The 21,499-nt window shown below is 40.9% G+C and carries 14 protein-coding genes; 10 read left to right on the top strand and 4 right to left on the bottom strand.

Annotated features, from left to right (window positions below; genetic code table 11):
- Positions 1-22 precede the first annotated feature (22 nt).
- Positions 23-2,659: a cyanophycin synthetase gene (gene cphA, locus ALE3EI_RS06040; protein ID WP_186991938.1), complete on the bottom strand. Its 2,637-nt coding sequence runs from the start codon at positions 2,657-2,659 to the stop codon at positions 23-25.
- A gap of 93 nt (positions 2,660-2,752) precedes the next feature.
- Between cphA and ALE3EI_RS06035 the strand changes: the two genes are divergently transcribed.
- Positions 2,753-3,625 (top strand): cyanophycinase, encoded by an 873-nt coding sequence (locus ALE3EI_RS06035; protein ID WP_186991936.1) that lies wholly within the window; start codon positions 2,753-2,755, stop codon positions 3,623-3,625.
- Here the strand turns inward: ALE3EI_RS06035 and ALE3EI_RS06030 are convergent.
- On the bottom strand, positions 3,613-4,545 hold the full coding sequence (locus tag ALE3EI_RS06030; RefSeq protein ID WP_186991934.1) for an isoaspartyl peptidase/L-asparaginase family protein: 933 nt from the start codon (positions 4,543-4,545) through the stop codon (positions 3,613-3,615). The genes ALE3EI_RS06035 and ALE3EI_RS06030 overlap by 13 nt on opposite strands.
- A gap of 292 nt (positions 4,546-4,837) precedes the next feature.
- On the opposite strand from ALE3EI_RS06030, the gene ALE3EI_RS06025 reads away from it, so the two are divergent.
- From ALE3EI_RS06025 to polA, 6 genes are all read left to right on the top strand, one after another.
- On the top strand, positions 4,838-7,540 hold the full coding sequence (locus tag ALE3EI_RS06025; protein WP_186991932.1) for a beta strand repeat-containing protein: 2,703 nt from the start codon (positions 4,838-4,840) through the stop codon (positions 7,538-7,540).
- Positions 7,541-7,563: 23 nt separating this feature from the next.
- Positions 7,564-8,163: a c-type cytochrome gene (locus tag ALE3EI_RS06020; RefSeq protein WP_186991930.1), complete on the top strand. Its 600-nt coding sequence runs from the start codon at positions 7,564-7,566 to the stop codon at positions 8,161-8,163.
- Positions 8,164-8,336: 173 nt separating this feature from the next.
- Complete coding sequence (locus ALE3EI_RS06015) at positions 8,337-10,127, top strand: tetratricopeptide repeat-containing sensor histidine kinase (RefSeq protein WP_186991928.1); 1,791 nt, start codon at positions 8,337-8,339, stop codon at positions 10,125-10,127.
- A gap of 206 nt (positions 10,128-10,333) precedes the next feature.
- Positions 10,334-11,023, top strand: a complete 690-nt coding sequence (locus tag ALE3EI_RS06010; RefSeq protein WP_186991925.1) for a LytR/AlgR family response regulator transcription factor — start codon at positions 10,334-10,336, stop codon at positions 11,021-11,023.
- 180 nt (positions 11,024-11,203) lie between these two features.
- On the top strand, positions 11,204-13,009 hold the full coding sequence (locus ALE3EI_RS06005; protein WP_186991923.1) for a hypothetical protein: 1,806 nt from the start codon (positions 11,204-11,206) through the stop codon (positions 13,007-13,009).
- A 130-nt stretch (positions 13,010-13,139) separates the two neighbouring features.
- Positions 13,140-16,022: a DNA polymerase I gene (gene polA / locus ALE3EI_RS06000; protein WP_186991921.1), complete on the top strand. Its 2,883-nt coding sequence runs from the start codon at positions 13,140-13,142 to the stop codon at positions 16,020-16,022.
- Positions 16,023-16,070: 48 nt separating this feature from the next.
- Here polA and ALE3EI_RS05995 read toward each other — a convergent pair whose 3' ends face one another.
- Positions 16,071-16,601, bottom strand: a complete 531-nt coding sequence (locus ALE3EI_RS05995) for a lipocalin/fatty acid-binding family protein (RefSeq protein ID WP_186991919.1) — start codon at positions 16,599-16,601, stop codon at positions 16,071-16,073.
- A 77-nt stretch (positions 16,602-16,678) separates the two neighbouring features.
- A complete protein-coding gene (locus ALE3EI_RS05990; protein ID WP_186991917.1) occupies positions 16,679-19,306 on the bottom strand; it encodes a DUF5916 domain-containing protein in 2,628 nt (875 codons plus the stop codon).
- 348 nt (positions 19,307-19,654) lie between these two features.
- Here ALE3EI_RS05990 and rplM point away from each other — a divergent pair, with 348 nt between their 5' ends.
- The 3 genes from rplM (at position 19,655) to rpsB (ending at position 21,495) form a co-directional block, all read left to right on the top strand.
- Positions 19,655-20,110, top strand: a complete 456-nt coding sequence (gene rplM / locus ALE3EI_RS05985) for a 50S ribosomal protein L13 (protein WP_186991915.1) — start codon at positions 19,655-19,657, stop codon at positions 20,108-20,110.
- Positions 20,110-20,496, top strand: coding sequence for a 30S ribosomal protein S9 (rpsI, locus tag ALE3EI_RS05980; RefSeq protein ID WP_186991913.1), 387 nt, complete (start codon positions 20,110-20,112; stop codon positions 20,494-20,496). The genes rplM and rpsI overlap by 1 nt, the downstream gene beginning before the upstream one ends.
- Positions 20,497-20,703: 207 nt before the next feature.
- On the top strand, positions 20,704-21,495 hold the full coding sequence (gene rpsB / locus ALE3EI_RS05975; protein WP_186991911.1) for a 30S ribosomal protein S2: 792 nt from the start codon (positions 20,704-20,706) through the stop codon (positions 21,493-21,495).
- The last annotated feature ends 4 nt before the right edge of the window (positions 21,496-21,499 follow it).

The following is a 21,499-nucleotide window of genomic DNA, read 5'->3' as shown; positions in this document are numbered from 1 at the left end:
GACCAGAATCGGAATAAATGGATTAATCAGCAAACACCTTTTCTCCGTTCGCTTCTTGTTCTTTAAATCTCGTAACCAGATCCAAGGCATCTGGAATTACATCACTACATAATATAATAAGAGATCCTTTTTGAGCATTGTTTACTGCATAAGTGATCGCTTCTCTTTCGGAAGGAATGATCGTAGTCTTTTTGTTTGGATCTTTACTTTTAATTCCATCATGTAGCATATTAATTAGTTCCTCTTCTGTCTTACCACGTAATCGCTTATCCTGACGAATAATGATCTCATCGAACATTTCGGCGGCGATAGCTCCCATTTCGTTATTATCCTCAATTCTTCGATCACCAATTCCCGCAATGATCCCTACTTTTACCGTACATTCCAATTTATCAGAAAATTTCTGAAGGGCACGCATCCCTGCCGGGTTATGAGCATAGTCCAGTAAGATCTTGAAATTATCAAACTCGAACAAATTTAGACGACCTGGGGTTTGTGAGGCTGAAGGAATAAATGTCTCCAGACCCGCTTTCATATCCTCTATGCTAATACCACGTACATTTGCAGCAATCACAGCAGCCAATACATTCTGGATCATAAATTCTGCCTTTCCTCCATAGGTAAGCGGGATGTTCTCGGCTTTCATAATTCGCATCTTCCAGGAGCCCTTACAGATAGTTACATAACCGTTTTCATAAACGGCTGTGATTCCACCAATACGCTGTAATGCCTGTATTCTCGGATTGTTCTCATCCATTGAAAAAAGCGCCAGATTGCAATTTATACCACGGCGCATATCGTAAACAAGGTCATCGTCTGCATTGAGTATTGCATATCCGTCCGGGAGTACTGTTTCGGGAACAACACCTTTTACTTTTGCCAATTGTTCTATAGTGTGAATACCTTTCAAACCTAAATGATCTGCCGCAACATTGGTCACCACAGCCACATCGCAATTTCCAAATCCGAGTCCGGCGCGAAGTAACCCTCCACGGGCACATTCGAGTACAGCAAAATTTACTGTTGGATCCTTCAGAACAAACTCGGCACTCGCTGGACCCGTACAATCTCCCTTCATTAGCAACCGGTTTTGAATATAAACTCCATCACTGGTTGTATATCCAACCCGATAGCCCTTCATTTTAGCCATATGGGCAATTAGTCTACTTGTTGTAGTTTTTCCATTAGTACCTGTGATAGCTACAATAGGTATTCTTCCGGTATCCCCTTTCTGAGGAAAGAGTTTGTCGACTACAGGTGCCGCTACATTTCTGGGCAGCCCGGTTGTGGGTGCCAGATGCATTCTAAATCCTGGTCCCGCATTTACTTCAAGGACGGCTCCTCCGGTTTCAGAAAGTGGTTTGCTAATATCGTCTGTCATAATATCGATGCCGCAAATATCGAGATCGATAATCTTTGAAATACGCTCTGCCATGGAAACATTGGCCGGATGAACAATATCCGTTACATCTTCGGCAGTACCTCCCGTGCTTAAGTTGGCTGTATCCTTTAAGATAAGGCGCTCACCTTCCGGCAACACAGAATCTACCGTATATCCGGCATCTTTTATAATGGTCTTAGTAAGATCATTAATAGTTATCATGGTAAGCACATTCTCATGCCCATACCCTCTTCTGGGATCTTCATTAACCTTATTGACCAACTCTTCCACAGTAGATCTTCCGTCTCCAATAACATGAGCAGGGGTTCTTTTTGCTGCGGCAACGAGTACGTTATTTATCACCAGTAATCTATAGTCTTCTCCGGTAACAAATTTTTCAACGATCACACGACGAGAAACTTCTTTTGCCGCATTAAAAGCAACTAATGCTTCGTCGTAATTTTGAATGTCAACCGTAATTCCTCTGCCGTGATTACCGTCTATAGGTTTAATTACCAATGGAAAGCCTACATAACGACAAGCTTCTTCCAAACTACTTTCCTTCGAAATAATATCCCCTCTGGGCACTTCTACTTCGGCCTGCTCGAGCAGGTATTTTGTATCTTCCTTATCACAGGCAAGTTCTACTCCAATACTGCTGGTCTCACTGGTTACGGTGGCCTGTATTCTTTTCTGATTGGCGCCATAACCTAACTGACATAGAGAATATTTGTTTAATCGTATCCATGGAATGCCCCTACTGGCTGCTTCTTCAACTATCGAACCTGTGCTGGGTCCTAAACGTTCGGCCTCTCTCAATTCACGCATGGTTTGAATATCCGATTCCAGATCGTATTCTTCTCCGGCGATCAAGGCTTCACAAATGCGTACTGAAGCTTCAGCAGCAAAACGTCCAACAGTTTCTTCGATATAACTGAACACCACATTATAAACCCCGTGTTCCCCATAATCTCGGGTCCTTCCGAAGCCCGTATCCATACCTGCCAGCGTTTGGATCTCCAGCGCTATATGTTCAATTATATGACCCATCCAGGTACCTTCATCAACCCGTTGAAAAAAACCCCCGGGCTCTCCAACTGAACAGCGGTGAGAAAACATGGTAGGAAACATTTGCTTGAGACGATCACTAAATCCATCAACTTTATTAGATGGGAAATCTTCCATCTCTTCGAGGTCGAGGACCATTACTATTAACTTATGTCGGCGTACCGACCAGTAATTAGGCCCGCGCATTGCATTTATTTCTCTAATCCTCATGTTGATTGGCTTTAGTTTAAATATATCGAAAGATCATAAATATATAATTTTTTTTAGAACAAAACTCCTATTTTTGCTCCCAATAAAATACCTATGGACATAAAAGGAACCTTGATCCCAATTGGTGGAAATGAAGACAAAGGAATAGAGACCAGTGAGATCTATCATCTGGAATTTATCGAAGATGGCATCCTCGCAAGAGTGGTAAAAGAAAGTGGTGGAAAAGATGCTACGATCCTTATCATCCCAACGGCATCGAGTATTCCCGAAGAGGTAGGCCAAAATTATATACAGGCATTTCAGAAACTCGGATGCACAAACCTTCATGTCCTGGATATACGCAAGCGTAAACAGTCTGAAGATCCCGAATTTATCGAACTCATGAAAAAGGCGGATTGTGTAATGTTTTCTGGAGGAAACCAATCTAATATTACTCGAAAAATTGGCGGTACGACCTTACATAAGATCATGATGGAACGTTATAAAAATGAATCCTTTGTGATCGCCGGAACCAGCGCCGGTGCCATGTGCATGTCTAAAGAAATGATCACGGGCGGAAGCAGTAAAGAATCGTTTATAAAAGGTGCCGTAGGTATGGGAGAAGGAATGAGTTTTATTCCAAACCTTATCATCGATTCGCATTTTATAAGGCGTGGACGCTTTGGCCGACTTGCGGAAGCTGTCGCCAAATTTCCAAAACTTATAGGAATTGGACTGGCCGAAGATACAGGACTTGTAATTAAGAACTGCAATATGGTGGAAGTGATAGGAAGCGGCATGGTCATATTATTCGACCCTCGAAAACTCAAGCACAACAATCAAGATAGTGTTGCTGTTGGATCTCCAATGTCACTAAATAATTTAAAGACTCATATCTTGGCCAATGGGGATCGTTTCAATATTAAAAAGAATAAACTTAAGGTATCACCTTTGGGAATTCCGGTTGTTGAGCCTCAATCCTTATAGATTCCAAGTCCTCTTTTTCCTTCGGAAGTGGCAAATGCCCGGTACATGCCTTCGGTATTAAATGGCATGGCTATATTGGCATTGGCATCAACGGCTATGAGTCCGCCGTCGCCTCCAATTTTTAATACTCGGTTTTGAATCACTTCAGAAGCCGCTTCCTGCAATGTCATTCCTTTATACTCCATTAAACAGGAAACGTCGTAGGCAACTACTCCTCGTATAAAATATTCACCGCTACCGGTACAACTAACGGCGCAGGTTCTATTGTTGGCATAGTTCCCGGCGCCTATCATTGGGCTGTCTCCAACGCGCCCCCATCGTTTATTGGTCATTCCTCCGGTAGAAGTAGCCGCAGCAATATTGCCGTGTACATCACAGGCCACTGCCCCCACAGTCCCAAATTTCCCATCCTTTTTTACGCTGTGGTCTAGTTGAAAAGTCTTGCTATCCTTAATTCCCTGCCATTGTTGATATCGGACTTCATCATAAAAGTAGTCTTCATTTTCGAGGGTATATCCATTAACTTTTGCAAAGCGCATTGCTCCGTCACCAGCTAAAAATACATGATCGCTTTTTTCCATTACATCCCGTGCAAGGCGTACCGGATTTTTAATGCCGGTGATCAATGTTACGGCCCCGGCGTTTAGGTTTTTACCCTCCATGATCGCAGCATCCATCTCGTGGGTTCCATCGGCTGTAAAAACAGCTCCCTTACCCGCATTAAACAGCGGGCTGTCTTCTAACAACATTACTGAAGTTTCAACAGCATCCAGTGATGTACCCCCTCCATTTAAGACAGCATAGCCGGCGTCTAGTGCGTTTCGAAGTGCTTCCTTATACTGAGTTTCTAACTCTTGGGTCATTAAACCTTTAACAAGGGTTCCCGCCCCACCGTGAATGGCAATTGAGAATTTGGTCATCTTAAAATATTAGAGCCGAAAAATACGAATTGCCTTTTAAATCACTTCGATAACAAACTAAAAAGTGTGATTATTAAAATAATTGAAGCCATTCTCTACTGAAGTCCTTTATATAAATCTAAGAAATTAATTGATCGAGGAATTTTAAATTTCACTAAAAAAAATCCCCGTTTCACTAAAAAATATTAACAACTTCTATGTGTCTCGCTACATTTGAAAAAGCAAAGCGTCTCCTTTTTTTGTCCCGATTCTACCTGAAGTCCGCTGTGGCAACACTATTAAATTATTCACGATGAAATATATAGCGTTCTTTTTAGGTCTTACCCTTTCTTACCAAATGAGCTTTTCGCAAGTGGGAATTGGAACAGTTTCTCCCAATGCCTCTTTGGATATTACATCGAGTAGTATTGCATCACCTTCTAACACCGATGGAATATTGATTCCGCGCATTGATAATTTCCCCGGCACGAACCCTGCTTCGGCTCAAGATGGGATGTTAATTTTTGCAACAGGGAACGGAACACCGGCTAAAGGATTTTACTATTGGGATCAAAACAGCACCAGCTGGATCGCTGTTGGGGTTTCAGATACCGACTGGACAAGCTCTGGGCAACATCTTATCTCAGGAAATACCGGAAATGTAGGTATTGGAACCACTCCAAATGCCGCGAAATTTCAGATGCAATACACTGGCTCTAACCTTCAGGGAGCACAACTGGAATACAGTTATTCCGGAACCGATACCAATGCGGCAGCCTTAAGAGTATTAGGAAGTGGCACCAATGCGGGCAGTTATATTTATGGGGGATATTTTGGTCTAAACAATTCGGGAAACAGTTTTTTATCTACGGCAGTAAATGGTGTCAATAACGCCAATGCTACGGTCAATATTGGTGTGGCAGGACAGACAGCAGGCTCAGGATCTGATAATGCAGGGGTCGTTGGTATAGCTTCCAACGGAAATAACAATACAGGAGGAAGCTTTTCGGCAACCACAGGAGGTGTTAACAATATTGGACTGGAAGCCTACGCTTATGGAGGATCCAGTACCAATTGGGCAGGTTATTTTGGCAATGGAAACGCCGGAAGCGGTAATGTTTATGTACATAATTTATTGCGGGTTAATGGTCTGATACATATGGGAAATCCCTCGACCACGGGATACTCCTTTCCGGTTACCGATGGTTCGTCCAATCAAGTACTTAGCACCGATGGTTCGGGGCAACTATCCTTTACCGATCCATCCTCAATTTTCGATGATACAGACTGGACACTTAACGGTAATGACCAATATTCTTCGGTTACAGGAAATGTAGGAATAGGTGATACCAATCCTTCCAGTAAATTAAGTATCGAAGGCGACGGGACTTCATCGGCAACTTCCGGTTTGGAAGTTAAAAACGGATTGGGAGAAGTAGGTTTTTATGTAAACGATGAAGGGAATGTGGGAATTGGCACGAATGACCCGGTCTATTTTCCGGGAGCCAGCAGAACGCTTACTCTTGAAGCTTATAACTCCGCAAGCAATAACGATTATGCCTCTTTAGAAATTCTGGGAAAACAAAATAACACCAACAGTACCATTGGTCAGATCATATTCGGAAACCGTTTACAGAGTTTTGGTGAAGGAGTAGCTAAAATAGAGGCGTTAGGTACCCTGTCTTCTAGTTATTACGGACAGCTGGCGTTCTATACGGGCAATTCATCCTTGCAATTGGTTGAACATATGCGAATTGACGAGGACGGAAATGTCGGAATTGGGGAAACCAATCCTTCAGCAACCCTGGATCTGGTGGGGAGCTTCCAATACAGCGATGGAAATGAAGGGGCGAACCGGGTGCTTAGTTCAGATATAAACGGAAATGCATCCTGGACAAATGCTTCAAACGTATTTACCGATACCGATGAGCAAACCATTGACACATTTAATTTTAACAATGGCACCAATATTTTAACATTGGAAATAGAGAACGACGGTGTTCCTCCCCGCACCGTAGATCTTTCTTCGTTGGACTCTACAGATTCAGATTGGACGATTTCGGGCAATGACCAATATTCCGGTGTTTCAGGAAATGTAGGTATAGGCAACACCAACCCTAACTACACACTGGATATCGAATATTCCGGAAGTGACTATAGAGGTGTAAATATTGACTATACTGGAAATTCTTCCATCGGGGCCTCTTCCGGTATTTTGGTGACTGCGTCCAACAATTTATCCGGAGATGTCTACGGCGGATCCTTTCTTGTGAATACCTCTGGAACCTCAGCATCTTCTTTTGCAGTATCCGGCATAAATTCTGCCAATAGTACCACCAATACAGCCGTGGAAGCCAGAGTCACCGGAAACGGCACCAACAACTACGGTTTATATGCCTCTGCAACCGGTGGCACCAACAATTGGGCAGGATATTTTGGAAATGGTACGGCTGGCAATGGATCCGGGAATGTGTATGTGGGCGATAATCTTAGAGTAGACGACAATTTTCAATATACCGATGGGACCGAAGCTGCAGGAAGAGTATTGCGAAGTGATGCCAACGGAAATGCCCGATGGGCAGATCCTTCTCCCGATATTTCTTCGTTTGGGCTGTCACAAGCTAATCTAAGTAGCTTTTATAGTCATGGCGGAACCGGGTATGAAAAATTACCATTCAACACTATTGTTTTCGATGCTCAAAGTAATTTTAATACCACGACTAATCGCTTCGTAGCTCCCTCTGCCGGATATTATCGCATTAGTGCGAGTTGGCACAGCATAGGTACCTCCACATCTGTAACCGATTTTGGTATTGGTATTTATGTAAACGGAAGTTTGGTTAAACAATCGTTGTATGCACATCAAGGAAATGGGGTGGTTCACAGAGACATTAATGTGGTAGTCGCTCTGGCTGCTTCACAGTACGTAGAAATTTTTGCAAATAGCTCCATTTCAGGGTTTTTGGTCGATCAAAATAGTGTAGAAACTTGGTTTGAAGTGGAACAAATTCGTTAACTTTCATATACTAAATATTTTTTATGAAACCATTAATATTTAAAACAGTTATGATGATAGCCATCATAGGAATGATGGGCTGTCAAGACAAAAAAGAGGATTATTCACCGAAAAAGGAACCTTCAAAAAAGGGTCTTACTGAAGCACAGTGGATCGACAAAGGTGAATACCTCGTGAAGGCAATAGGCTGTGATCATTGTCACACGCCTAAGAAAATGACCGAAAATGGTCCCGTTTCCGACTTGGACCGATGGTTAATGGGTCATCCGGCAGATGCAAAGCTTCCGCCCATAGACAAATCCCAAATAACACCCGGTGGCTGGATTCTTTTTCACAGTGACCTCACTGCGGCAGTTGGACCCTGGGGGGTTAGTTTTGGGGCCAATCTAACGCCCGATGATACGGGAATTGGAAAATGGAGTTTCGCGCAATTTAAAAAAGCAATGACCGAAGGAAAGTATAAAGGAATGGAGGGTACCCGGCCAATAATGCCTCCCATGCCCTGGCAATCCTTTGCCGAGCTTAAAGAGGACGACTTAAAAGCAATTTATAAATATCTTATGTCCATCGATCCCATTGAAAATGTCGTTCCCGCTTATATTCCTCCCGATCAGATTCAATAGCGACATACGTTTTTTTCACAGTACATTCAGGACCGTTTTTTTAGAAACGGTCTTTTTTTTATATAAAAAATTTAAACTCACTAAAAAAAATAGCTCATTCACTCAAAACTTTTAGTTTAAAACCTATATTTAATAAGTTTTGTAATAGCACTTAACATTTCAACCAGATTAAAATGGCAAAGCCCATCTTTTCTTGTCTATGCTTAATCTTGGCATCCTTCATTTCTTTATCTCAGACTAATGACGTTATGGTTCGATTGGACAAGATTTCTTCAGATATTGAAAAACTTAATTTTCTTGATGAAATTGTTGATCTAGAATGGCGATCAAGCCCTCAAAACCTTATTGAATATGCCAGGGTATACGATTCAATTTCAAAGCTTATTGATGTTCAAGAATATTATGCCAAGTCTTTAAATCTCAAAGGAATGGCTAGCTATGTTACAGAAGATTATAATGAAGCTATTTCTTATTATTTAGAGTCTTTACGAACGTTGGATGCATCCATCCCATCCTCTGAACTTGCCCAATTGTATAATAATCTTGCCTCTTGCTTTATAAAAACGGATGATTTCAAAAATGCTGAGAAATACTACCTACTATCGCGAGACATTGCATCATCTATAGAAGACGAAAGATGGGTTGCCAATGTAAATAACAACTTATCTATTTTGTACATGAATCATAGCATGTATCTGGAAGCCGATGAAATGCTTGAAAAAGCAATTAGTTTTTATCTTAAAAATGGCGACTCGCTAAATGCCGGGATTTCCTATATGAACCAAGGGAATTCAAAAATTTTTAATAAAGATTTCTCTGGAGCACTTTCTTCTTATTCACGTTCAAAACTATATGTTTCTGAAAATCAAATCCCACTATTACATGCAGTTTCCTATACTGGAATGGGAATAGCCTATACTAATCAAAACCAATTTTCTCAGGCCCTCCCATTACTAAAAAGAGGAGTCGCTATTGCCAAAAGGATAAATCATGTTGAGCAACTTATTGAGTCTTACAATGCCTTGGCAGTCTATTATTCTGAAAAAAAAGAGTATAAGGATGCCTATGAAATTGTTATGGAGTCACAAAAGTTAAAAGATTCTGTTTTAGCGGCAACGCAAGATCATAACATGGCCGAAGCACTAACAAAGTATGAAACCGAAAAAAAAGACGCACAACTTAGAGTGCTTTCTTTAGAAACTGAAAAAGCAGCGCATGAAAAGAAACTTTATTTATTACTTGCCTTAGCGGGTTTATTGGTAGCTGCTTTAGTTGGATTTTTTCTATTTAAAAATCAAAAGAAAAATAAGCAATTAGCGAAACAAAAGAAGCTATTGGAAGCCACTGTTGATGAAAAAAATGTGCTTTTAAGAGAAACCCATCATCGTGTAAAGAATAGTTTTCAGATCGTGTCCTCACTGCTCTATTTACAATCTGAAAACATAGAAGACAACAAAGCAAAATTAGCGATGAAAGAAGCTCAAAACAGAGTGCGTTCTATGGTATTAATTCATCAAAAATTGTATAGTAAAGATCAACTGGTAGGAATTAACACAAAAGAATATTTTACAGATCTTACCAATGACATTTTTGAGAGTCATCAATTTGAAGGAAATGCTTTTATTTACAACTTGGACGTTGAGCCATTGGTTCTAGACGTTGAAACTATAACTCCATTGGGTCTAATTTTAAACGAATTGATCACCAATGTATTAAAACATGCTTTTAAGCCTGTTAACGAAGAAAGCAGGATGCTTATCCGACTTAAAAGAATAGGGGAAACATTACAATTGCAAGTGGAAGATAATGGGGTGGGGATTCCTACCGAAATTAAGGAGAGCTCATTTGGAATTCAATTAATAAAATCGTTAGCAAAGAAATTAAAAGCGACACTCAGTTATCAATCAGCTCCATCAACTGGCACAATAGCCATTTTAGACATGCGCCGTTTTAATGAGCTTTGATGCTTTATTAATTAATTAGAGGTAGAGCTTTGAGAAATTAGAATCAAAACAGCTCTGATACTAGAACCACGAAACTAAAGCCTTTTGTCATGTCTCTTTATTTCCAGTGCTTCCATTTACTAAATAAATAGCTACATTCACTAAATCTTTAATACGCTTCATAATTCCTTCGAGTAATTTCAATGTTGAACAATAAATTATCTTATTTGAAATCACTTAATATCTACCTCGTAGAAGACGAACCTTTAATTGTTGCGACTATTACCACTACCTTAATTAATCAAGGTTTTAATGTAATTGGCAATAGTGATGAGTATGAAGAAGCACTGATTGCTATTGACAAAAGCCTTCCCAATTTAGTTTTATTGGATATACATCTTGAAGGGGTAAAAGATGGGATAGATCTTGCTAAACAATTGGACGAAAGAAACATTCCTTACCTCTATCTTACCTCCCAAACAGATCCACACACCATTACACGAGTTAAAGAAACACAACCGTTAGGATTCATAGTAAAACCTTTTACTGAAGCGGGCTTACGCTCTAATATTGAATTGGCCTGGCATAATTTTTCGCTAACCAATGAAGATTTTATCTTACTTAAATCGAAAGGTCGAATCCATAAAATTAATCAAGCAAGTATTAAGTATTTAAAGGCATTCGACAATTATTGTTATGTGATTACGGCTTCAGAAAAATACTTGGTGCCACATACCCTAAAAAAAACATCGGAATTACTCAATCTTAACAATTTTGTGCAAACACATCGATCGTATTGGGTAAACCTTAAAAAAATTGATTCGGTAAGTACTTCAAGTATTTATATTAATAAAGAAGAAATTCCATTGAGTACTTCACATAAAGTAGCTGTACTTACAAAACTGAATTCTCTTTAAATTTTCACAAAAGTCATTCACTAAAAAAAACACACTCTTCACTAAATAGAATTTACAGCCTGACGCTCTTAGTATATTTTTATCCTATTAGCTTCCCAAATGTTCTTAAAAGGCACTACAAATCACCTTTTTTAGAATGAATAAAACTTAACCTACTTCGCTACGGTAGCTTAAAAAGAAATGTATATGAAGGCTATTCTATTTTTTTCTATTTGTATGGGGTGTATTCGTTTAGGTATCGCTCAAGTAGGTATTGGTAATACAGAACCTCAAGCCACACTTGATATTACCGCCACAAATGCGGCAACACCTTCTAATGAGGATGGTATTTTAATACCAAGAATTGATGATTTCCCATCACCACCCCCCACTGAATCACAAGACGGAATGATGGTTTTTGCAACCGGAAATGGCTCGCCAACAAAGGGATTTTATTATTGGAACAATACCACGACTACTTGGATTTCAGTAGGTGGGGCAGTAGACACTCAAAATACCTTAAACCAAGCCTATGACGAAGGTGGCGCAGGTGCAGGACGGGTCATTACCGCCGATGCTGGTGCTGTACTTATAGAAGGTATGGATGGTTTTCAAAATACAGGAACCTATGGCGTAGGCGCAATATTATCATTGTCCGGAGCAGGGACAAAAATGTTCTTTTATCCAAGAAAATCTGCATTCCGAGCTGGTCGTACAACATCAACACAATGGGATGATACTTCCATCGGCGACTATTCAACCGCAATTGGGTTAAATAATGTTGCCTCTAGTTTCGGCGGAACTAGTTTAGGTAGTAATAATACAGCGTCAGGAACAAATGCATCAACCGCATTTGGATATGGAAATACAGCATCAGGAAATTATGCTACAGCTTTTGGATATGGCTCTTTAGCAACTGCCGATTATGCTACGGCTTTTGGTGACGGTGCTGATGCCTCTGGTGTAAATTCTACTGCTTTTGGAGATGGCACCGAAGCTTCTGGCCTAAGGTCAACTGCTTTTGGAATCAACGCAATCGCTTCGGGAGATTACGCTACCGCCTTTGGCTCAATAAGTGAAGCAACAGGGAATTATGCCACCGCGTTTGGCAATCGAACCGACGCAACTGCTAGTTATTCAACTGCGTTTGGAAGCTTTAGCATAGCATCCGGAGATACAGCAACAGCTTTTGGCACCTCCTCAACTGCTTCAGGTACTACCTCAACTGCTTTTGGCTCTGGTTCAACTGCTTCTGGCGCAAACTCAACCGCCTTTGGAACCTCCACAGCTTCCGGTGTTTATGCAATCTCATTTGGGCGTTCGGTTGAAGCAAGATCATACAGCGAGCTCGCAGTTGGAGTCTATAATAATTTATCAACTCCGGTTAATCCAAATTCATTTAATGCCTCTGATAAAATTTTCTCCATTGGCAATGGTACAAGCGCTGTCGCCAGAAGTAATGCGCTTACTATATACAAAGATGGTAGGATTAATATTAACGATGCTTACACATTGCCAACAACAGATGGCACAGCAAGTCAAGTGCTAACTACCAATGGAGCTGGGGTTACTTTCTGGACCTCCCCGACTGAAGAAACCACAACATCTATAGTGAGAATAATCCTAAACTCATCTCAATTATTACCAAATGGGGCAACAAAAATTATGTTCGACACTACTGTATTTGACACCAATTCAGATTTTGACACAACCAATAACAGATTTGTAGCTCCGAGAGATGGATATTATCGAGTAAACTGTGCATTAGGAGCTAACAACTATCCAGAGCCTGCAGGGTCGTTGTACGCAACTATTTACAAGAATGGTGCATTATATCAAAGAGATAATTTTTCGGTGAGTGCGAATGCTCAACATAAAACTATTGATGGTGTTGTTGAGCTTAACGCCGGCGAATATATAGAAATCGTTGCTATCGCAAGCCCGGCTAATTACCTTGTATCAAGTTCAAATGTTTACACTTTTTTTGAAGTTCAAGAAATAAAATAATAGTTGTCCTTGATAATACAATTATATCTTAGTGAAAAAAGTCACTTTTGCTAGCGGCGGATTTTTATTCTTGAAAAAGCTGTTTTCTAAAGCGTTCTTTTTACATTTGAAGGAATAACTTTTACTACACATGTCCGATCAAAAACGCCTTTTCCTTGTTGATGCCTATGCTCTTATTTTTCGTGGATATTACGCTTTTATAAAAAATCCGCGAATTAATTCTAAAGGCCTTGATACTTCGGCTATTATGGGTTTTATGAACTCCTTACTCGACGTAATTAAACGTGAACGGCCGGATCATTTGGCGGTGTGTTTCGATAAAGGCGGAAGTGAATCGCGAAACGAAATGTATGCCGAGTACAAGGCAAACCGGGATGCAACCCCCGAAGCTATAAGTTTGGCTATACCCTATATCTGCAAAATACTAGAAGCCATGCATGTTCCCATTATGGTGAAAGAAGGGTTTGAAGCCGATGACGTTATAGGAACTTTGGCAAAAAAAGCCGAAAAACAAGGATACAAAACCTATATGGTTACCCCTGATAAGGACTTTGCACAATTGGTTTCTGAAAATATTTTTATGTACCGCCCTGTATTCGGCGGCGGATACGAAACCTGGGGGATCCCTGAGGTAAAAGCTAAGTTTGAAGTGGATGATCCCAAACAGGTGATAGATTTTCTGGGAATGATGGGAGACAGCAGTGACAATATCCCGGGTCTACCGGGGGTTGGAGAGAAAACCGCTAAAAAGTTTATTGCTGCTTACGGCAGTATGGAAGGTCTGTTGGCCAACACTCATGAGTTAAAAGGCAAAATGAAGGAAAAAGTCGAGGCTGCAAAGGAGCTTGGCTTGCTATCAAAAGAATTGGCAAGGATCATGCTCGATGTTCCTGTTGAGTTTCACGAGGAAGATTTTGAAATGAGCGAACCCGATATCGCCGGAGTCACCGAAATTTTCGAGGACCTCGAATTCAGAAGGTTGAAAGATAATTTTCTTAAAACCTTTACTGCTGAAGGAATGGCTTCTAACGGGACTTCTCATGGAGATAAGCCTAAAGCGGAAGATACGGCCTCAAATTCTAAATCCTCAGTATCTGTTTCTTCTTCTGCAAATGAAGGAAAACAAGCAGGCAGCGGACAATTTACATTATTTGGAGGTGATGGCGAGGCTTCAGAGACTGCAAAAAGTTTCAGCTCGAGAAATACCATTAACGAGACTGAGCATTTTTATCAGACGGTACAACCGGGAATGGGTACCAAACTGTTTCTTCAGAATTTAATGAAACAAAAATCCGTGTGCTTTGATACAGAAACTACAGGATTGAACCCCATAACAGCAGAGCTCGTAGGAATCGCTTTTTCCTGGGAAGCGACCAAGGGGTTTTATGTTCCTTTTCCTGAAAACCGGGAAGAAGCACAATCGCTTATTGAAACGCTTCGCCCCTTTTTCGAAGACGAGAATATTGAAAAGATCGGTCAGAATTTAAAATACGACATCAAAGTACTCGCCAAATACAATGTGACCGTTAAAGGGAAACTGTTTGATACGATGCTGGCACATTATCTTATCAATCCCGATATGCGTCACAATATGGATGTCCTTTCAGAAACTTATCTCAATTATACCCCGGTTTCAATTACCGAATTGATCGGGAAAAAGGGAAAGAATCAGAAATCGATGCGAGAGGTTCCCATAGAACAACAAACCGAGTATGCCGTTGAAGATGCCGATATTACGCTTCAGTTAAAAGAACACTTTCAGAATGAATTGGGCGAAGCCAATACACAAACCCTATTCGATGATATTGAAATTCCGTTGCTCCGTGTCCTGGCCGATATGGAACTCGAAGGAATTAATCTGGATGAAGATTTCTTAAGAAAGCTCTCTTCAGAATTGGAAAACGACATAAAAAAACTGGAAACAGCCATATATGAATCTGCCGGTGAAGAATTTAACATCGCCTCACCAAAACAATTGGGAGACATTCTCTTCGACAAAATGAAACTGGTCGATAAACCGAAAAAAACAAAAACCGGACAGTATTCTACGGCCGAGGACGTGCTCTCCTATCTTGCCAAAGATCACAGTATTATACGGGATGTGTTGGAGTATCGCGGACTCACAAAACTAAAAAGCACCTATGTGGATGCCTTACCTACTCAGGTTGAGCCCTCCACTAACCGGGTGCATACCGATTATATGCAAACAGTTGCAGCTACCGGCCGCTTAAGCAGTAATAATCCTAACTTACAGAATATCCCCATACGGACCGAAAGAGGCAGGGAAGTGCGAAAAGCCTTTATCCCCCGAGATAAGGATCATGTGCTGTTGGCAGCAGATTATTCACAAATAGAACTCCGTATCATCGCCGCACTTAGTGAGGAAGAAACTATGATCGACGCATTTAAGAACGGAGAAGATATTCACGCTTCAACCGCTGCTAAAGTATTTGGTATTCCCATTAGCGAAGTCACCCGAGAACAAAGAGGGAATGCTAAAACCGTGAACTTCGGAATTATTTACGGGGTTTCAGCATTTGGATTAAGCAATCAAACCGACCTGTCGAGAAGTGAAGCCAAAGATCTTATCGACACCTATTACGAAACCTATCCCAAACTCCGGAAATATATGAGCCGGCAGGTCGATTTTGCCAGGGATCATGGTTATGTACAAACGGTTTTGGGCAGACGACGATATTTAAAGGACATAAATTCTCGTAACGGTGTGGTGCGGGGTGCCGCCGAACGAAACGCAGTAAATGCCCCTATTCAGGGAAGTGCAGCAGACATTATTAAGATCGCGATGATCAATATTCACAAGAGACTTTCCGAAGAAAACTTTAAGAGCAAGATGCTTCTTCAAGTACATGATGAACTCGTATTTGATGCGTATAAACCAGAGCTGGACAAACTTCGCCCCCTCATTAAAACTGAAATGGAAAATGCCTACAAACTAGCTGTCCCACTGGATGTTGAAATAGGAGAAGGTGAAAACTGGCTGGAGGCCCATTAAAAAAAGCCCCCGAAAGGGAGCTTTTCTATTTATTCAAAAACTTCTGATTTACTGCTTGGTATACACAAAAGTAATGTCTTCAGTAACCAAAACGGTGCCTCCATTTCCATCCTCAACTTCAAAGGCAAGACCTTCTTCAAGGACAATCGTGATCTGGTCGTCTACCTTGGTTCCGATATAAGAAAACCCGGCAAATGTTAGAGTAACCGTATCACCTGTTTGCACCCATGCGAATTGCGTAGCATCATCTTCCTCTACACAGGTTACAGAATACTCGTATTCGTTGGTTGTTCCTGCAACAAGTTCCAGCGTAATATCTGCATAAGAAGTTGAATTAGCAGTTCCGGATGCATTTCCGTTAAACACGATGGTTTCATTTTGGTAGCATTCCGTTTCAGCCATTACGTCGTTGGATGCAGTCTCGTCACCGTTAAGATCATACTCGTTTTCAGTAGTAAACGAAGTTAATTTCCAGTTCCCTTCTACAGAAACACTTCCGTTGTTACCGGAATCGTCATCGTTCTTTGAGCAGGCAGTAACAGCAACAGCTACTATCAGCAATAATAAAATCCTTTTCATTTTTTTTTATTTTTAATTAAGGTGACAAAACAACAGAATTAAAAACAAAAAATTGCCAGCAATTTGTTAATGTTTCCTTACAATACGAAACGATATGTCGCCTTGATCAAAAATGTATTTTGCGGTCTCTCACTTAACAACTGATTGTCGATTATAGTATCAAAATCATTGGAAGCTTCCCCTAGTCCGGTAATCCCCTGCGACCAGACTAAAAAGATTTCAGAGCCGGGAATATATTCCCAGCGTACTACCAAATTTGAACGATACTGAACAAAAGCCAAATCCGGTTTTCCGAAGGAATAATCGGTTATCCCGTCAAGATCCTCATCTACATGATAAGTGTTGCCGTCCAAGGCGATCTGATTGGCTCCATAAAGGGTAACCCGCTCGTTCAGATCTTCGGCTATAGGATTGTTTACATAATTGAAATCTGAAAATCGTCCTCTGAAAATAAAGGGCTGACCATAATACTGTACCGAAAGATTGGGATTAATGGTATAATTAATCCGAAGTGTGGTTGACAGGGTCTCTTGATCGATGGCCCCCATGATATAGCGCGTCGTGCCGTTGAAGTTTTGCTGACTCACATATTGGGTCTTACTTGGGTTTTGTTCGTATTCGGCTAATAACGAAAGACTGAGTGCATTGAGGGGTTGATATCTGAAGCTGATCTCATAACGATCCAAAGAAAAGTTATCCTGGCTCGCTCTGGAATTAACATAACCTACAACCATACTTAATTTCTTCCGTTCATCGGTTCCTGAAAACAAATACCAAAAATTCTCGTCGGAGTATCGCCATCTGGGGCCGCCCCTTAATGTGGTATTTACGAAAATGCGCGGTTTATGGGCGGCCCCGAAATCGGTCCACCAATTATTGATATAATTTACGTTCCCATTAATTTCATATTGGATCCTGTTGAAATTACCTTCAAAGTCATAGCTTGAAAATTGATTAAAACCAAGTCTCGCACGTCTAAACCAACTGGTAGGTTTGTTCCAGAACCGCCGAACATTTGCATATTGGCGAATCTCATCGGCTTGCCTTAAAAATCCGAGATCATTCAGTTCCAACTCCGGGGAACGCCAGTTTCCTCCCAGGTTGTACTGCCAGTTTCCCCCACCTCCTCTACCAATTTCGAAGCGACCTCCCGTACCGGTTAATGAAGTCTTGGTTTCATCAACCGAAACATGTCCAGCATCTTCACGCTGAAATAAATGCACGATCGACCGCTGTGTTCTGGTGATGGCTGCTTCAGAGCCATTTACCTGACTTAATACGGCACTGCCTTCCACATAGTACTTTCGTTCCTGCCAATTGTGTTTAAAATCCAGGCCACCCGAATACGCATTGTCATGTAAAAACATGAGATTATCTTCTAAACTCCGGTTAGTTGCCGTGAAAATTCCTCCTATAAAACTGTTTCTATCGTTAAAGTCTTTCTGGACTCTTCCCACCAGATAGTTGGTAAGCGGTTCCACCTGAACTTCACTTTCATCACCATTGACATCTACGACATCGGCATACTCCTTTGCGGTGACACTTTCAAGTACCCCTACAGACCATCCATCCTTTGTCTTACCGCTAAATTTAGCGGCTCCTAAAATTGTTGAATTGTCGGGTGAATCCACATAGGCTGTTGTAGGCCCGAATGCAGAACCCTGGGGGCTTCGTCCTATTCTTCTTGAGAAGAAAAGATTGTCCTGATTACCTGCAAAACTATAATCGAATATATTTTTATTCTCTACGAAAAAGGGACGTCTTTCCTGAAAGAAGATCTCAAAACCGTCCAATGCTATAGCACCGGGATCGGCATCTACCTGACCAAAATCGGGGTTAATAGTGACATCCAGAGTAAGGTCATTGGTAATCCCGATCTTGGCATCCAGGCCGGCTGTAAATCTACTGTCACTTCCATCCCGAAAAGGATTTCCAGGCTCCTTTTCGTAAGTATCGACCTGTGCCAATCCGTAAGGTTGAATTTCCAATTGCTTTTGGGGCTTTAGGCCTTTTAAGCCTCGCAATTCTCCGAATTCACTTACCCAACCCGGCGAATTGGGAAGTACCGGTTGCCAGAGTGAGCGCTCCTCATTTCTAAAATACCTTCGGGTAGATTGTAACCCCCATACCTGCTCTTGCTCATTTCCGAATCGCAACTGACTTAAGGGAATTCGCATTTCGGCCACCCAGCCTTCGGCATCAATAGAAGTTTTGGCATACCAGATGGGGTTCCAACTGCTGTCCCAGTTATTCCCATTATTCGAAATAAACTCATCTCCCTTTACCCCAGCAGCAGTTAAAGTAAATGAAAATCCGGTTCGATCGTCGTTATAACTATCGATATTGATCTCTACCCAGTCTCCTTCAAAACCGTCACGGCGTGAGAGTCGTTTTACGATCTTATCGGGTTCGCTGTCATAACATCTAAAGACCACATAAAGATTTTTATCGTCATAAAGTATCTTGAATTTAGTCTGCTCGGTTGGGTCGGTGCCATTGTCCGGCTGATTTTCAACATAACCGGAGCTCCATTCCACAGTCTCCCATGCGGCATCATTAAGGAGACCATCAATAACAGGAGCGTTTTCATGTGCAACGGCTGTTGTGGTATATGTTTTTTTGTCCGGTTTTTCGGATTCCTGTGATTGAATAGATAAAAACCCCAAGAAAAAAAAGGGTAATAGGAAGAGTTGATTAGACTTCATGATTAGTTAGATTGATGAATAAGAGACTGTTAAAACGACGCGAAGTGACAGTTTTATATCTTCTTTAAGAAAATTTTAACAACCCTGTCACAATTATCGTTGTCCTGATGTAATATAATAAGAAAATATGAGGGACCCATTATTAAATCTTACTGCACTGAAAAGACTACTTTATAAGACTGTAATTGATAATTGTATCGAATGAAAACTTGATTTGTTGCCTACAAAAAATAAAGTTTGATGTGTTGTTTTTCAAATAAATAATAGTACATTTGCACCCCGATTTATCCAAAAGAAGGAATGTTTAACACTGACTGTGGGTGAAGACAGTTAGTAAAATCAATAAAAGTGGATACACTAAGTTATAAAACAATTTCAGCCAACAAAGCCACCGTTACTAAGGAGTGGTTACATGTTGATGCTGACGGGCAGACACTTGGTCGTTTTGCCAGTGAAGTAGCAAAATTACTTCGCGGAAAGCACAAACCAAGTTTTACCCCTCATGTTGATTGTGGAGACAATGTAATTGTTACCAATGCCGCAAAGATCAACCTAACAGGAAACAAATGGGAGGCCAAGACCTATATACGTCACACAGGCTACCCTGGCGGACAACGTAGTTTGACTGCCAGCGAATTGTTCAGTAAAGACCCTGCAAGAGTTATTGAAAAAGCTGTAAAAGGGATGCTTCCTAAGAATAAATTGGGTGCTGAATTATTCAGAAATTTAAAAGTCTACGCCGGTGAAGAACACGGTCAGGAGGCACAAAAACCAAGAACCATTAACCTAAACGAAAGTAAGTAATGGATACTATTCATAAAATTGGTAGAAGAAAAACAGCTGTGGCTCGTGTATACCTTTCTGAAGGAAAAGGAAACATCACAGTAAACAAGCGTGACATGGAAACTTATTTTCCAACGGCGACGCTTCAGTATAAAGTAAGACAACCCCTAACATTAACTGATAACGACAAAACGTACGATATCAACGTAAATGTTTTTGGTGGTGGAATTACCGGACAGGCAGAAGCTATTCGTTTGGCATTGTCTCGAGCAATGTGTGAAGTAAATGAAGAGCACAGATTGGTGCTTAAGCCGGAAGGTTTAATGACCAGAGATCCGAGAATGGTTGAGCGTAAGAAATTCGGACAGAAGAAAGCGCGTAAGAAATTCCAGTTCTCGAAACGTTAAGAAAAATTTTTGGATTGGGTACTTCACGAGAAGGTACCCAATTCAAATGTTAAGTTCATATTTATTATTTATTAAAAATCGCTGTTCTCCGCTACGGGCGGAAACTAGTTTAGCATCTAAACCATAATAACGGTGAATCTTCGGCCCAATGCTACAGATAACCAAAAAAAGGTTGCTATCTATTTACAGAACGTAAACTATTAAAAAATGGCAAAAAACACAGAAGTTAAAGACTTACTGGATGCAGGTGTACATTTTGGTCACCTCACCAGAAAATGGAATCCGAACATGGCTCCTTACATCTATATGGAGCGTAACGGGATCCACATCCTCAACCTTTACAAAACAGCAGCAAAGCTTGATGAAGCTTGTGAGGCACTTTCAAAGATCGCCGCGAGCGGAAGAAAGATCCTTTTTGTTGCTACCAAAAAACAAGCCAAGGATATCGTAGCTGAAAAAGCAGGTAACGCGAGCATGCCCTACATTACTGAAAGATGGCCGGGCGGGATGCTTACCAACTTTGTTACGATTAGAAAAGCTGTAAAGAAAATGGCATCCATAGACCGTATGAAACAAGACGGAACTTTTAACACGCTTTCAAAGAAAGAGCGATTGCAAGTAGATCGTCTTCGTGCTAAGCTGGAAAAGAACTTAGGTTCTATCAGCGATATGAGTCGTCTTCCGGGAGCATTGTTTATTGTGGATACTACACGTGAGCATATTGCCGTAAAGGAAGCTCAAAAACTGAACATTCCAATTTTCGCTATGGTTGATACCAATAGTGATCCGCGTGAGATCGATTATGTAATTCCTTCTAACGATGACGCTTCAAAATCTATCGAAAAGGTAATGTCTAGAGTTTCTGAAGCAGTGATCGAAGGATTGGCTGAAAGAAAAGGCGGAAAAGAAGAAAATGACGACGAGCCAAAAGCTAAAAAAGATAAAGCACCAAAGAAGAAAGCTGTTGCGAAGGCAGTAGCATCAACTGAAGAAGAATAAATTT

Source organism: Constantimarinum furrinae, from assembly GCF_014295415.1.
GTDB lineage: Bacteria > Bacteroidota > Bacteroidia > Flavobacteriales > Flavobacteriaceae > Constantimarinum > Constantimarinum furrinae.
The sequence above is the reverse complement of the archived record's forward strand: the minus strand, read 5'-3'. Positions and strand labels throughout refer to the sequence as shown.